Consider the following 13821-nt stretch of genomic DNA (forward strand, 5'->3'; position numbering starts at 1 on the left):
GATTGTACAAGCAGGGCTGAACGCTCGTTTTGAGAAGCCAACCAAATGGGCCTCTTCTGCGCACGCATTGGTCTGCAAGGAGCCCAAACTGTGAGTTTGATTTTCGCGCTGCGCGCGCTCGCAGCGAGAGAATTTTAGCATGAGAGAGAGAGAGAGAGAGAGAGATAGCTCCACCGTGCAGCGAGAAAACCAGCCATCCGTGCAGATCGCGGCCAGGTAGTCACCACGAACTCCGCAACAGGTTGAATGTTTCTGAGAGGGTCGGACTATCTTTGCGGCGCTCTAAGGCAACGAAACAAAGACAAGCAGGCACCGAAACTGAATTGCAGACCGCAAGACCGAAGGATTGTTTTTGGTGGAGCGCGATGGATTCGCGGCAAAGGCTTAAGCCGATGCCGGATCGCACCATCTCTAGCATCGAGGCTTCTTGGTCGACACGCGCTACCACCCCCAAACGATCGGCCGGATTTGTATAGATTTTGGACAAAAGGCGATAATGAACGGACCTCTCGGGTGTGCCGATCCAGGGCAGTTTTGCCAATTCTGGCCAATCAGCATTCTCAATCTTCTTCTGCCACCCAACAGGACCGATCACGCGGTAGGTGAAATCGGCAAGTTTGAGTGCATGTATTGGATCTTCGCTGTCTAATCCCATCGTGGCAAGGTCGTCTGGCCCACACAAATAGAACCCCGCATCAATCTGGCCCCGTTTCAGCCAGGTCATAATATCGCCGCTAACACCGTGGGTCAGTTCTGTTTCAATGTCCGGATGTTCTGTTCGCAAGCGCGCCAAAATTCGACCAAGCCGTATAAACTCAGGATCAACGATCGTTCCGATCCTGAGTTTGCCGCTGATCCGACCAGACCTTTGGCGGGCGCTGCGCTGGAAGTCACTCATCGCATCCAGAACCCGTTCGGCCTTTGCCAAGACAGCTGCGCCATCATGGCTGATCTGAAGACCGGTGGACGTTCTGTTGAACAGCGTGATTCCCGTCTCTTCGCCAAGCCGCTTGATCTGGTGACTGATGGCTGGTTGGGTAAGGTTCAGCACCTCAGCAGCACGTGATACGCTTCCCTCGCGGGCCACGGTCACAAAAGCCAAGATGCTGTTAATATTCGAAAAACGATCCATATAAAAATTTCTAATATCGAATTGTGGGATTTGTCATTAGGTTTTTTCGCCCACATCGCTCAGAGAACAGCGAAATCAGCGTTCCGCGAGTGAATGCAAATCAACTGCTGGGTTCGACGGCCATTCGAAGTGGCATGTTCAAGTGCGGTGGCTCTTTGCCCCTCTCGGAACGCACATGGCAACGAAACGATTGATGGGTGGATGACCAAATGTCTGAAGGTTTGAACGGGTTCGATTATATCGTGATTGGCGGCGGTTCCGCCGGGTGCTTGATGGCCAATCGTCTGAGCGCTGATCCGGCCAACAGGGTGCTTCTTCTGGAAGCCGGGAAGCCAGACACCTATCCCTGGATTCATATCCCCGTGGGCTATCTTTATTGTATCGGCAACCCGCGGGCCGACTGGATGTACAAGACCGAATCAGACAAGGGTTTGAACGGGCGCAGCCTTCTTTATCCGCGTGGTAAGACGCTGGGTGGATGCTCTTCCATCAACGGTATGATCTACATGCGTGGTCAAGCGCGCGATTATAACAACTGGGCTGAATTGACCGGTGAAGAGTCCTGGAACTGGGAAAACTCGCTTGCCGATTTTAAGGCGCACGAAAACCACTACAAATTGGATGATGGCGCTGATCCGGTCACCGGTGACAACAGCAGGTTTTCGGACACGCACGGGCATGGCGGCGAATGGCGCATTGAGAGGCAGCGTCTGCGGTGGGATGTTCTGGACAGCTTCGCCGATGCCGCAGAGGAAAACGGCATTCAGAAGATCGGTGATTTTAACAGCGGCGATAATTCCGGTGTGGGCTATTTCGATGTGAATCAGCGGTCCGGTTGGCGCTGGAACACGTCCAAAGCGTTTCTGCGTCCCGCGAGGGACCGTGCGAACCTAACCATCTGGACAGAGGCCCAAGTCGAAAAACTCTGCTTCGAGAAAGAAGCCAATGGCGCTCTGCGCTGTGTCGGCGCAAAGGTTCACCGCAAAGGCAACCCTGTTAATGTCACAGCCACCAAGGAAGTGGTTCTGTCTGCCGGCGCCGTGAACTCTCCTCAAATCCTGCAACTGTCGGGGATCGGTCCAGCAGCATTGCTGAAAGAGCATGGCATCGACGTGGTCATGGACCAGCCGTATGTCGGAGAAAACCTGCAAGACCACCTGCAAATCCGCGCGGTGTTCAAGGTCAAAGGCACAAAAACGATGAACACGCTCGCCAATTCGATAGTGGGCAAAGCCAAGATCGGTCTGGAATATCTGTTCAAGCGCTCTGGTCCGATGAGCATGTCCCCCAGCCAGCTGGGTGCCTTTACGCGGTCCGACCCGAGCCGCAGCCATGCAAACCTCGAGTACCACGTGCAGCCGCTCAGCCTTGAGGCCTTTGGCGATGATCTACACGATTTTCCGGCCATGACGGTCAGCGTTTGCAACCTGAACCCGACCAGCCGTGGGCATGTGCGGATTGCTTCCGATGATTTCCGCGTTGCACCCAAGATTACACCGAATTACCTGGACACGGACGACGACCGTAAGGTTGCCGCCGATAGCTTGAGGCAGGTCCGCGAAATCATGTCGCAGCCTGCGATGCAGCCTTATGCTCCGGAAGAATACAAACCCGGTTTTCAGTATCAAAGTGATGAAGATCTTGCGCGTCTTGCGGGCGATATTGCAAGCACCATTTTCCACCCCGTCGGGACCGTCAAAATGGGCCGCGAGGATGATGAAACCGCTGTTCTAGATCCACATCTGCGCCTCAAGGGGGTCGCCGGCCTGCGCGTGGTGGATGCGTCCGTGATGCCGGAAATCACCAGCGGCAACACCAACTCGCCTACGATCATGATCGCCGAAAAAGCCGCTGGCTGGATATTGGCCGGGCAATAACAGCCCCTATCAAAAATCAAGAAGTCGTTGTGGAGGACCCATGCGTAATTCGTTTTCGAAATTGCCGCTTACCGGTGTGAAGGTCGTGGATTTTGGACAGTATATTGCTGGCCCGGCGGTGGCGATGTTGCTTGGTGATCTGGGGGCCACGGTCGTGCACATCGACCCGCCCGATGGCCCGATGTGGGACAGTCCGGCCAACGCCACGCTGAACCGCAACAAGATCATCGTGAACCTTGATCTGAAGTCTGACGAAGGGCTGGAACAGGCCCATGCGCTCTGTGCCGAGGCCGATATCATCGTCGAAAATTTCCGCCCTGGGAAGTTTGCCAAGCTGGGGTTCGACTTCGCCGCAATGCGCGAAGACCGCCCCGATCTGATCACGATATCCGTACCTGGTTTCGCCTCAAACGATGCGGAACGCCGTGAATTGCGCGCTTACGAAAGCATCGTTGCGGCCAGTTCGGGAGTGTTCACCGACATGGGGTTGAACCGCGTTCTGATGGGATTGAACCCATCGTTCTCGCCCCTGCCTCTCGCCTCGGCTTATGCCTCACAGATTGCGGCGTCCGCCACGGTTCTGGCGCTGCAATCGCGCCAGGTTACCGGCCTTGGTGACCAAATCGAAGTGCCCCTGGCCGCTGCTGTTATGGAGGGGCTGTGTTACAACTCGATCCACGTTGATGGCATGCCAGAACGTTACTTGACCCAACGCGAGGTCGAAATAGAGCGACGCCGCGTCGAAGGTTTGCCGATGAATGTCAGCTTTGAGGACCTACAGGAATTGATGGACCCGTTCTTCCGCAGCTACATGTGCAAGGACGGGCGCGGGTTTTATGTTGTCTGCCCAAGTCACAAGAACCACGCGCGACGCTGCCTTGAGGTGCTCGGTATCTATGATGAGCTGGTCGAAGAGGGGCTGACCTCAGAGGAAGACACCTACAAGCCGTGGTCTGAATGGGAGAGCAAGACATCGCTCGGCGTCTACCCGATGCCCAAGGACTGGGCCGACAAAATTTCAGCGCGGATGAAAGAGGTCTTCATGACTCGCACGTCCCACGAATGGAAAAAGATGTTTGGCCGTGGGCTTATCCCCGGAGCGCCGCAGCGATGGTTGCAGGAATGGGTGCATGATGAATATGCCGAAACATCCGGCCTGATGATCGACGTCCACGATCCGGTCTATGGCGATATGACGCAGCCCGGGCCGGTGGTCTGGATGGAAGAAAGCGGCGAAGAGGCGTTGCAGCCGGAACCCCGCCGTTGGGTTGAGTTCGACGAGGCATTGAAAATTCTCAAGAAAATCCGTACCGAAATCCCCGAGCCGTCGGGAGCAATTGAGCAAGAGGGATGGCTATCGGGCGTGCGGGTTCTGGACATGTGCAACGTGATCGCGGGGCCGCATTCGGCCAGCTATCTGGCGCGGTTCGGGGCCGAAGTGATCAAGCTAGAACCTGCATCGCCAACGTATGACAGCTGGAACACGGTCATCTATGGCATGTCCCAGATGCGCGGCAAACGCTCGATCCTTGCAGACATCAAATCCCGCCACGGCCGCCAGGTGTTCGAGGATCTGATTAAATCCGTCGATGTGATCGTCTGGAATGCCCCTGACAACCAGATCAGGAAGGTGGGTCTAGATGCGGAGAACCTGCGCAGGCTGAACCCTGATGCGCTGTTCTGCAAACTTGATTGCTTTAGCGGCGTGCGCCGCGGGACCAGAACGGACTATATCGGCTATGACGATCTGGTTCAGGCGACCACCGGCATCATGCTGCGCTTTGGCGGCGCGATGGATCGCCCTGAGGAACACGCCCACGTCGGCACCATCGATGTGATGTGCGGGTTCGGTGGCGCATTGGGCGTCGCCGCGGCACTTTATCAGAAACACCGTCACGGGCGCATTGGCCGTGGCCGCACATCCCTGTCGTCAAACAGCGGGTTGCTACAGGTGCCATTCGCCTTTGATTACAAAGGGCGCGGGTTGTTCGATGAACCCTCCGGCCCGGAGGCAAGCGGCTATGACGCACTTACACGTTTCTACAGCACCGCGTCGCGCCACATCCTGCTGAGCGCCTATGAGGCCGACCTGCCGCTGTTCCGCAACGTGGAAGGGTTGGAAGACCTGCCCGATTTGGCAGAGGACGACCGTTCTGCCTACCTTGCGAGTGCGTTCCAGACCCAACCGGCGGCGGTTTGGATCGAACGGTTGCAGGCGGCAGACATCGGCGCGGTGATTTGCGAAAATCTGGACGCTCTGAGGGCCAGAAACCTGCGCGAAGCCGATGGCGATCCGGGTACGGGCAATGGCAGCTATTCGTTCTCAAGCTACGCTGACCACCCAAGCGGGCACGAGGTGATCCAGCTGGATCCCTATGCAGTGCGACCCAACCGTGGAAAAGTCTTCGCCGTGGCCCCGTCCGAAAAGTTTGGTTCATCGACACGTGCGATCCTTGCAGAGCTTGGCTATGCGGATACTGCTATTGAAGCCATGATTAAGTCTGGCAATCTCAGTGAATCCTGGAGTGACGAATATTTGCCGAGCTGATCGGATGCGCCGCCTGCTTGAGTGACGGCGGGTGACGCTTCACAAAAATTCCCGGGCCGGAAACTAAGGACAGGCCCATTTAACCGAGCCAAAGACACCAGAAATCCACGTGACCTCGCGTTGTGTGGGGTCGCCGTTTGTGTCTGACGTTCACCAGCCATTCAGGAGGAAATATGGCCAAGACACCACCATTGATGGAACTCTCCATCCCAATCGCAGAACGCGGGTTCTATACTGGTTTCAGTAAGGACGTCGCGATCACTTCCAAAATTCTAATCGCCGCTCTCATCGTGTGGGCCATCGCGGTTCCAGAGACAGCAGCAAGAATCCTTGGCGACCTGAACGGCTCGCTGCTTGCCACATTCTCTTCCTGGTATATCTACGTTGTCGCGCTGTTCCTGATTGTATGCGTCGTTCTCGCGTTGATCCCGAGCACGGGCCGCCTGAAGCTCGGCCTCGAAGGCGACACACCGGAGTTTTCCAACTTCTCGTGGTTCTCGATGATGTTCGGTGCGGGTATCGGCATCGGCATGTTGACCTTTGCCACCGCTGAACCCATGTATCACTTTGCCACGAACCCTAATGTCATCATGGGGGAAACCGGAGCGTCTGCCGCTGATAACGTAAGCAACGCCTACCTTTGGTCTTTCCTGCACTGGGGGTTTTCGGCATGGGCGTGCTACGCCATCGTCGGGCTGTCGCTGGCGTATTTTTCGTATCGGCGCAATTTGCCTCTGACGATCCGCTCCGCGTTGACGCCGCTTTTTGGTGAACGCCTCTCTGGCATCCTGGGACACATCGTGGACATCGTGGCCGTTGTCGCGACTATTCTAGGTGTGGCACAAACTCTTGGCTTTGGCGTCGAGCAGTTTGTATCCGGGCTGCACCGCATCGGATTCGGCGACTGGCTCGTCGTTGCGGAAACCGGCAAACCGTCAACTGCCGGGGTTATCACTGCGCTTCTGGTGATCATGGGCGCGTCCACATTGTCGGCGCTTTCCGGTGTGGGCAAAGGCATCAAATGGCTCTCCAACATCAACATGGGTCTTAGCTTCTTTCTTCTCGCTTTCTTCTTGATCTTTGGCTCAACATTCTTCGGGCTGACCGCTCTCTTTGAAGGCCTAATGACCTACATCGTTCAGCTGCCGAAAATGCTGTTCACAATCTGGACGTCTGATGGCGTTGAGGGCAGCGAAGCCGCGCAACTGGCAAGCTGGCAAGGTGGTTGGTCCGTCTTCTACTGGGCCTGGTGGATTGCGTTTGCACCATTCGTAGGCGTTTTCCTGGCTCGGATTTCCCGTGGCCGGTCTTTGCGCGAGTACGTCCTTGGGGCGATCGTCATCCCATCGCTGATGTGTTTCTTCTGGTTCACGATTGTTGGCGGCACAGCCATCGATCTGACCCTGAACGGTGGCGCGGGCGACGCGATCTCCGGCGCTGGTCAGCAGAACCAGTTGTTCGCGATGCTCGACTTCATCCTCGGGTCTGGTCTGGCCTGGGTCATGGCCATCATCGTTGTTGTTCTGCTGCTCACATATCTTGTGACAACGGCTGACTCCGCGGTCCTAATCGTGAACACAATCAATGCCGCAGGTGCTGAAAAGCCATCCGGTCGCCCGCACATCATCTTCTGGGGTTTGGCGCTGTCGTTGGTCGTCGGCGGTCTGCTGATCGCGGGCGGCGTTGGTGCAATCCAATCCGCCATGGTCATCGGTGCGTTGCCATTCTCGCTCGTCATGGTGCTGATGTGTGTTTCGCTGATCAAGGCAATAGTGAGAGATGGCATACGTGCTAGAAACGGTGTGCAGGCAATTCACGCTGCCGAATAACTTCAGAAAGGGGGCCATGAGCCCCCTTTCCTTCGCCGGACATCAGGTGCCCGGCGAAAACAGCTTGCGATCCTGCCGTACCGTTTCGACAATGAAACGCGTCGTCGCGGAGATATGGGGGATCGCGTCCATCGCCTCATGCCAGACCACCCAATAGCTGCGCTCTGCCTTTGTTTCGGAAAACAACGCGACCAACTCAGAATCACTCCGGACTACAAAATCATGCAAGACACCGATCCCGGCACCAGATCGCACAGCCGTAACCTGCGCCTGCGCGCTCGAAATCTCAATCTGCGAGTTCCAGCCCGGCCAAAAACCTTTGTTGAATTCAAGCTCAGGCGTATAAATCAGATCGTCCACATAACCGACAAGTTCATGGTCGCCGAGATCCGCAATGCATTGGGGCGCTCCATGTTCAGCAACATAGGATTTCGAGGCATAGAGCCCCAGTGAATAATCAGTAAGCTTGGTCGCCTTGAGCCGACCCTTCTGCGGGCGCCCGATAACAATGGCAATATCCGCTTCGCGTTGCGACAGTGAAAAGGCGCGAGGTGCCGGAACAAGCTGCACCTTCAGATCGGGATAAAGCGCCCGCAGTTTTGGCAGTTGTGCGGCAAGATAGGCCACACCGAAAGCGTCCGGTGCGCCAATTCGTACGGTTCCGGCGATCTTGCTCGAACCCTTCGTCCCGGGGGTCGTACGCAACTTGAGCATTGCCTCTTCGGCCGCGAGGGCATTGGGCATCAGCGAACGCCCGGATTGCGTCAGGCTGCACCCCACCGTCCGCCGGTCAAAAAGCTTTTCACCCAAGGCCTTTTCAAACTGGGTGATCCGGCGATTAACCCGCGCCTGACTGGTGCCAAGCCTTTGCGCCGCGCGAAGAATTTGCCCCTCACGCGCAACGGCCAAGAAAAATCGCAGATCGTCCCAGTTCACTACTTACATCCGAAATTGAATAACAGATCGTCATATTTGACTGTATTTTTGAGTGTAACACAGCGGTACGAGATGGGCCATGCATTAGGAGGAGTTACCCATGCCTGTTCTGACCCACTACATCAACGGCGTGCATGTGCAGGGCACATCTGGTCGTACGCAACCTGTCTTCAACCCGGCCATTGGCGCATCCGAGCGGGACGTGCCACTGGCTTCAACCGACGAAGTCAACAGCGCGGTCGCCGCTGCAAAAGCGGCATGGCCAGCATGGTCCAAGACCCCTGTTCTGCGCCGTGCGCGTATCCTCGACAAGTTCAAGAGCATCCTGTGGGACCGTGCCGATGAATTGGCTTCTATCCTGGCGTCCGAGCACGGCAAGACCCATGACGATGCCGTCGGTGAAGTGACGCGCGGGCTTGAGGTTGTGGAATTCGCCGTCGGCGCGCCGAACTTCATGAAGGGCGAGTTTTCCGAAAACGTGGGCTCGGTCGTTGACAGCCATAACATCCGTCAGGCGCTTGGCGTTTGTGCAGGGATCACGCCGTTCAACTTCCCGGCCATGGTGCCGATGTGGATGTTCCCAGTCGCGTTGGTGACAGGTAATACTTTTGTCCTGAAACCATCCGAACGCGTGCCCTCGGCATCGCTGAAACTGGCCGAATGGCTAACCGAAGCAGGCCTGCCTGAGGGCGTGTTCAACGTCGTCAACGGCGACAAGGAAGCCGTCGATGCTTTATTAAACAACTCGGATGTTAAAGCTGTCAGCTTTGTCGGCTCGACCCCGATTGCGAAATACATTCACCAGACCGGCACAGCCAATGGCAAACGCGTTCAGGCCCTTGGTGGCGCCAAGAACCACGCGATCATCATGCCCGATGCCGATCTGGAAATGACCGCAAACGCGCTGATGGGCGCGGCTTACGGCTCTGCAGGCGAACGCTGCATGGCGATCTCGGTTGCAGTTCCTGTCACCGATGCGGTGGCCGATGCGCTGATCGACATCATGGTTCCAAAAATCAATGCGCTGAAAATCGGCCCGACCACGGACAAAGCCTCGGAAATGGGTCCGCTGGTCACCGAACAGCACCTTGCCAAAGTTCGTGGCTACATTGACACGGGTGAGGTAGAAGGAGCGAAAGTCGTCGTTGATGGCCGTGACTTCAACCAGGACATGCAGGGCTACGAGAACGGCTATTTCCTTGGCGGCACGCTGCTGGACAATGTCAGGCCTGACATGACCGTCTGGAAAGAGGAAATCTTTGGCCCCGTTCTGTCGGTCGTGCGACGCAATTCCTATCAGGAAGCTCTTGATCTGGTGCACAGCCATGAATACGCGAACGGTACGGCAATCTTTACCCGTGACGGGGACACGGCGCGCAGCTTTAGCCAGGATGTCGAGGTGGGCATGATCGGGATCAACGTGCCGATCCCCGTGCCCATGGCCTACCACTCTTTCGGCGGCTGGAAGTCCTCGATCTTTGGCGAGCATCACATGCACGGGATGGAAGGCGTGCGGTTCTACACCCGGATCAAGACCACAACGACGCGCTGGCCCTCCGGTCAACGCACCGATCCGGAATTCACTATGCCTACGCTTGGGTAAGGCGCGACTCACCAACCCAAAGACATGATCTAATGGCGGCCCGACATCCTTGTTGGGCCGCCTTTATTCGTGCTCAAACTCAAGCCCAAGTTCGCCAACATGGTTCATCGCAAGATAGTCGCACAGTGCCTCATAGCTACTGTGCAAAGACAGACAGAAGTGCATTTTCACGTAGGCCAATTCCGGCGTTGTATCGCGTCCGTCGTCCACGTTGTTATCCCGCATCACCCGACGGGCCGATGGATGCCAGTTTCATCCCCCCTGAGCAATGGCTGACGGCTATGATCGAAACCATTTGTCCGCGCGCGTCCATCGTCGGCCATGTCCCGCGTCATTCGAATTCAGGCAACGTACAGCGAAAGCATGATCTCGGTTTCACCCGAATTGAACTGTTTGAATGCCTGGTTTGGTAAAAATTGCTGCGCCGACGATATTTTAGTGCTGCGAGCGCGAGGAAAAGCTGCGTCAGCAATAGCTGCAGCCGCAAAGGGCTGGATTGTCCCGCGACCCGGTCATAGCCAGTGGAAATCTCGCTGCAGCTTGCCTGAACGGCGGGTTTACTCCCCGCGCTGTAGCGACGATTCTAGCTGGGCTGCAGCGATGATCTTGCTGCGAGCGCGCGCAGCAGGATTTTTGATAGGTCTGGAACGGGCTCTTTCCGGCCGTTAGCTGCGTTTTCCACCAATGTCTGGTTCAGTGGTAAGCTCTGAGTTGTGTTGCGCTATAGGCTCGCCGTCATTGTGCAACGCAGCCTGCGTCTCGCCGTTGTCCCAGCGATACAGAAGGCCGATTTCTTCACCTGTTTTGATGCATGAAATACGGCCGATGGCTTCGGCCGTTGTGCGAACACTCGTAATTTCGGGCAATATCAGCCCCTCTTGTTTAATAACTCTTGTGGGTCGATTTCGAGAGCAAGTGCGATCCGCTCCAGAACATCGATTGATGCTGAATTTTTGGCGAGTTCGATCTCGCTGATATAGCTGCGATCTACATCCGCAGCCAAAGCTAGCTGTTCTTGGCTCAATCCTCTGGAACTTCTTAGATTCCGGACATTTAACCCTACTCGTTCCCGTAATTTCATGGCCTCTATTCGGCCAGATCACAAGAACCGCTCTACGGAATATATTCCACAAAACGCGCGCGAACATCATAAACACTATGCTCGCATATGGTGTGGAGATTGAGATTGGAGCTAGTGTATCAATAATGCAGTAATGTAGTCAGAAGGCATTTATTGATATGTGGTGCAGACTTATCAGAAATTTGAGCGCCGGAGCTGTCGTGGCTCTTCTTTCAACCGTGGCCCCGCAGGCGGCAAAGGCCTATCAGGTCGATTGCGCCATTCTGCTTTGCCTGGCTGGTGGGTGGCCTGCGTCAGCAGAATGTGCCCATGCGCGTGCCGTGTTTATCCGCCGGATCACGCCCTGGCCAATTGAGCCGCCATTGCAAATTTGGCGTTGTCCGATGGGTGTTTCTGAGCGTGTGCCTTTACAAAGCACGGCCCCGAAGACCTGGGAGGCAAGCAGCCAAATGGGTCGGACGCTCGCCCAAGTCATTCTGGCGCAGGTAGTCGAAGGTGGTGCCGATATCGACATCAGCGGTCTGGAGTTCGACTTTGTCCGCTCGATCCGTGTTTGGGATGTGCGGTACTACAGCCATCGCGAACATGGCCGCGACGATGATTGTTCTGAGAGTTACAACATGCGCCTCGGGACCTACGGCACGCAGGGCGAATTCGGCTGGCAACGCACGACCCCAGCGGCCGCCCCGCAGTGGGTTCTGCCGTCAAGGCGCTGTTCGTCATCAAATTGGCGACGAGGTGTTGGCGTGGAATGGGAAGATCACGAAGGTAACCACGGATATGAGTGGGTGGCCTATTAGGGTTATTCGCCGATGTCCTTCATGCGTTCCGCAATATCGCCCGCAATGCGCTCATACAGGGCGGCTTGCTTATCTCTGGGAGTTCCGGGCTTCGGGTTTCTTCGACGGATGCGTTTGGCAAGCCAGAAGAGCATACGGGCCGCTGGATCGGATGTCGCATCCGGTTCTGCAGCCGGATACTTCTCCTCAAGGGCGACGACGATTTCCTGAGACAGGCTGCGCCGGTTCAGTGTTGCATGCGTTTCCAGACGCTTCTTGAGCGCGGCAGGAAGCAAGAGTTTGAATTGGACCAAGGCTTCTTCTTTCATGATTCCATGATGGACAATATTTGTCCTCAATGATATGGACATTTTATGTCCTTTTGTTGAGGTGTAAATATGAAGACAACCCAGTTCAAACTTAACCTTCCGGCGGACGTGAAAGCTTGGCTCGAAGAGGAGGCTGTGCGGAACTTACGCTCACAGGGCGCTCAGGTGGTGTCTTGTTTGCGGGCAGCCATGTCGCGGCAAGAAGCCGTGGGTGAGAGGGCTGAAAAATGAGCCCAAGCCATATCCAGCTGATTCCTACCCCAGAGCTTGCGCTTCTCTTTGGCTACAGTGAGCCGAGCGCGTCTTTCTACGACTTCTGCCGTAGGACGGGTATTGCTCCGGTGCCAGGACGGCGCGGGTGGTATGACCCGAAACTCATTCGCGCGCGATTGGATGCTGTTCAGGGCATCAGCGCGGCAGAACGCGAGGCCGCTTCGCAACCGAGCCTCGTTGCACAGCGGAGAGCGCGTCGTGCCCAGAAGTAACCTCCCCAAGGGCGTCCACCGTGTCCGGCGCAAGGTCGTGTCCGGTGTGCGCTACCATTTCTATGCTTGGCGGGGTGGCCCCAAATTTTGGGAAGGGACGGACCCAAACCCCAAAGAGCCCGAATTCTTCCATGCGTTTTCACAGTGCGGTACGCCCGTGAGCCCGGCTGAATACCTCACGACTCACTTGGTCGACGATTTTCTGTCCAGTGCGTCCTTGCCCAAGGCTGAGCGTTCAAAGGCCGATATCCGCAAATGGTTGGAACTGTTCCGCGAGGAGTTCGGTGCCGATCCTGTCGCGATGTTCGAAGAACGCGCCTCGCGGGGCGAGGTTAACAATTGGCGCAAGAAGTGGCTCCATTCGCCCAAGCAGCACGACATGGCGGGCACCCATGCCACACGCGTCCTCAATTGGGCGGTGGAAGAGGGAAAGCTGAAAGAGCATCACTGCCACAAGCTCAAGAAGCTCTACCAATCGAACCGCACAGAGATCATCTGGACGAGCGGGGACATCGCTCAGTTCAATAAGTACGCGCCGAAATGGGTCCAGAGAATCCTGACCGCCGGATGCGAAACCGGTTTGCGAGCGGCCGATCTGGTTCAGGTCAAAATGGACCAATTCGAAGACACGCCGCACGGCAAGCGCCTTCGTTTCAGGACCAGTAAGCGCGGCCAGATCGCATATATCCCGGCCACTTCAGCCCTTGAGAAACTGATCGCAGAGACGCCGGAGGGCCAAGATGTGCTGCTGGTGTCAGAGCTTGGCAGGCCTTTGACGGCCCGTTGGGCATCGAACCAGATCACCAAGTGGCGGCGCGAAGCGGAGATCCCACCATGGATCGACGGCAGGGAGAAGACTCTGTCTGATACGCGCGGGACGGCGGCGACAAGATTGCTGAATGCCGATCTGTCCTTGCGCCAGATTGCCGTACTGATGGGCTGGTCGGTTCGCTACGCGGCGCAGGTAATCGAGCATTATGCTCAGGTTAGCCCGGACGAAAGCGATGCGGTTTTGCGCAAGCTCAATCGAGCAAAATCACTGTCTCAAGACACAAAAATGTAAACGCCCCTGTAAACGCAGGGCCTCAAACACGGCAAGGAGTGATCTAAGTGATTGTTTTTAAATGGAGGCGAGTACCGGAATCGAACCGGTGTACACGGATTTGCAATCCGCTGCGTCACCACTCCGCCAACTCGCCTCGCTTCGGCGCTGTGGTGTAGC

General features: G+C 56.3%; 12 protein-coding genes and 1 tRNA gene. 6 read left to right on the top strand and 7 right to left on the bottom strand.

All coding sequences use genetic code 11. The features are described 5' to 3' along the window. Positions 1-220: 220 nt before the first annotated feature. A complete protein-coding gene (locus AC4GMC_RS03655) occupies positions 221-1132 on the bottom strand; it encodes a LysR family transcriptional regulator (RefSeq protein WP_487875728.1) in 912 nt (303 codons plus the stop codon). 209 nt (positions 1133-1341) lie between these two features. Between AC4GMC_RS03655 and AC4GMC_RS03660 the strand changes: the two genes are divergently transcribed. The 3 genes from AC4GMC_RS03660 (at position 1342) to AC4GMC_RS03670 (ending at position 7386) form a co-directional block, all read left to right on the top strand. Continuing rightward, positions 1342-3009, top strand: coding sequence for a GMC family oxidoreductase (locus tag AC4GMC_RS03660; RefSeq protein ID WP_487875727.1), 1668 nt, complete (start codon positions 1342-1344; stop codon positions 3007-3009). A gap of 40 nt (positions 3010-3049) precedes the next feature. After that, complete coding sequence (locus AC4GMC_RS03665) at positions 3050-5557, top strand: CoA transferase (RefSeq protein WP_487875726.1); 2508 nt, start codon at positions 3050-3052, stop codon at positions 5555-5557. 173 nt (positions 5558-5730) lie between these two features. After that, on the top strand, positions 5731-7386 hold the full coding sequence (locus AC4GMC_RS03670) for a BCCT family transporter (protein ID WP_487875725.1): 1656 nt from the start codon (positions 5731-5733) through the stop codon (positions 7384-7386). 42 nt (positions 7387-7428) lie between these two features. Here AC4GMC_RS03670 and AC4GMC_RS03675 read toward each other — a convergent pair whose 3' ends face one another. Next, entirely contained in the window at positions 7429-8322 is an 894-nt protein-coding gene (locus AC4GMC_RS03675; protein ID WP_487875724.1) for a LysR family transcriptional regulator, read from the bottom strand. 100 nt (positions 8323-8422) lie between these two features. Between AC4GMC_RS03675 and AC4GMC_RS03680 the strand changes: the two genes are divergently transcribed. Continuing rightward, complete coding sequence (locus AC4GMC_RS03680; RefSeq protein ID WP_487875723.1) at positions 8423-9925, top strand: CoA-acylating methylmalonate-semialdehyde dehydrogenase; 1503 nt, start codon at positions 8423-8425, stop codon at positions 9923-9925. Positions 9926-9988: 63 nt separating this feature from the next. On the opposite strand, the gene AC4GMC_RS03685 is transcribed toward AC4GMC_RS03680, so the two are convergent. The 3 genes from AC4GMC_RS03685 to AC4GMC_RS03695 form a co-directional block, all read right to left on the bottom strand. Beyond that, positions 9989-10135 (bottom strand): hypothetical protein, encoded by a 147-nt coding sequence (locus AC4GMC_RS03685; RefSeq protein WP_487875722.1) that lies wholly within the window; start codon positions 10133-10135, stop codon positions 9989-9991. A 455-nt stretch (positions 10136-10590) separates the two neighbouring features. Continuing rightward, positions 10591-10791: a hypothetical protein gene (locus tag AC4GMC_RS03690; protein WP_058260737.1), complete on the bottom strand. Its 201-nt coding sequence runs from the start codon at positions 10789-10791 to the stop codon at positions 10591-10593. 2 nt (positions 10792-10793) lie between these two features. Further along, positions 10794-11006: a helix-turn-helix domain-containing protein gene (locus AC4GMC_RS03695; RefSeq protein WP_170349196.1), complete on the bottom strand. Its 213-nt coding sequence runs from the start codon at positions 11004-11006 to the stop codon at positions 10794-10796. 158 nt (positions 11007-11164) lie between these two features. Here AC4GMC_RS03695 and AC4GMC_RS03700 point away from each other — a divergent pair, with 158 nt between their 5' ends. After that, entirely contained in the window at positions 11165-11806 is a 642-nt protein-coding gene (locus AC4GMC_RS03700) for a hypothetical protein (protein ID WP_487875721.1), read from the top strand. A gap of 2 nt (positions 11807-11808) precedes the next feature. On the opposite strand, the gene AC4GMC_RS03705 is transcribed toward AC4GMC_RS03700, so the two are convergent. Beyond that, complete coding sequence (locus AC4GMC_RS03705; RefSeq protein ID WP_050673817.1) at positions 11809-12114, bottom strand: hypothetical protein; 306 nt, start codon at positions 12112-12114, stop codon at positions 11809-11811. Between the two features lie 642 nt (positions 12115-12756). On the opposite strand from AC4GMC_RS03705, the gene AC4GMC_RS03710 reads away from it, so the two are divergent. After that, positions 12757-13662 (top strand): tyrosine-type recombinase/integrase, encoded by a 906-nt coding sequence (locus tag AC4GMC_RS03710; protein ID WP_487875720.1) that lies wholly within the window; start codon positions 12757-12759, stop codon positions 13660-13662. Between the two features lie 62 nt (positions 13663-13724). Here AC4GMC_RS03710 and AC4GMC_RS03715 read toward each other — a convergent pair. Beyond that, positions 13725-13798 (bottom strand) — tRNA-Cys (locus AC4GMC_RS03715). Positions 13799-13821: the final 23 nt, after the last annotated feature.

The sequence above is a fragment of the Thalassobacter sp. genome (assembly GCF_982993085.1).

What these genes read in the sequence shown, in the direction of transcription:
- AC4GMC_RS03655 (WP_487875728.1), bottom strand. Translation starts at nt 1,132, where the DNA reads ATGGATCGTTTTTCGAATATTAACAGCATCTTGGCTTTTGTGACCGTG.
- AC4GMC_RS03660 (WP_487875727.1), top strand. Translation starts at nt 1,342, where the DNA reads ATGTCTGAAGGTTTGAACGGGTTCGATTATATCGTGATTGGCGGCGGT.
- AC4GMC_RS03665 (WP_487875726.1), top strand. Translation starts at nt 3,050, where the DNA reads ATGCGTAATTCGTTTTCGAAATTGCCGCTTACCGGTGTGAAGGTCGTG.
- AC4GMC_RS03670 (WP_487875725.1), top strand. Translation starts at nt 5,731, where the DNA reads ATGGCCAAGACACCACCATTGATGGAACTCTCCATCCCAATCGCAGAA.
- AC4GMC_RS03680 (WP_487875723.1), top strand. Translation starts at nt 8,423, where the DNA reads ATGCCTGTTCTGACCCACTACATCAACGGCGTGCATGTGCAGGGCACA.
- AC4GMC_RS03695 (WP_170349196.1), bottom strand. Translation starts at nt 11,006, where the DNA reads ATGAAATTACGGGAACGAGTAGGGTTAAATGTCCGGAATCTAAGAAGT.
- AC4GMC_RS03700 (WP_487875721.1), top strand. Translation starts at nt 11,165, where the DNA reads ATGTGGTGCAGACTTATCAGAAATTTGAGCGCCGGAGCTGTCGTGGCT.
- AC4GMC_RS03705 (WP_050673817.1), bottom strand. Translation starts at nt 12,114, where the DNA reads ATGAAAGAAGAAGCCTTGGTCCAATTCAAACTCTTGCTTCCTGCCGCG.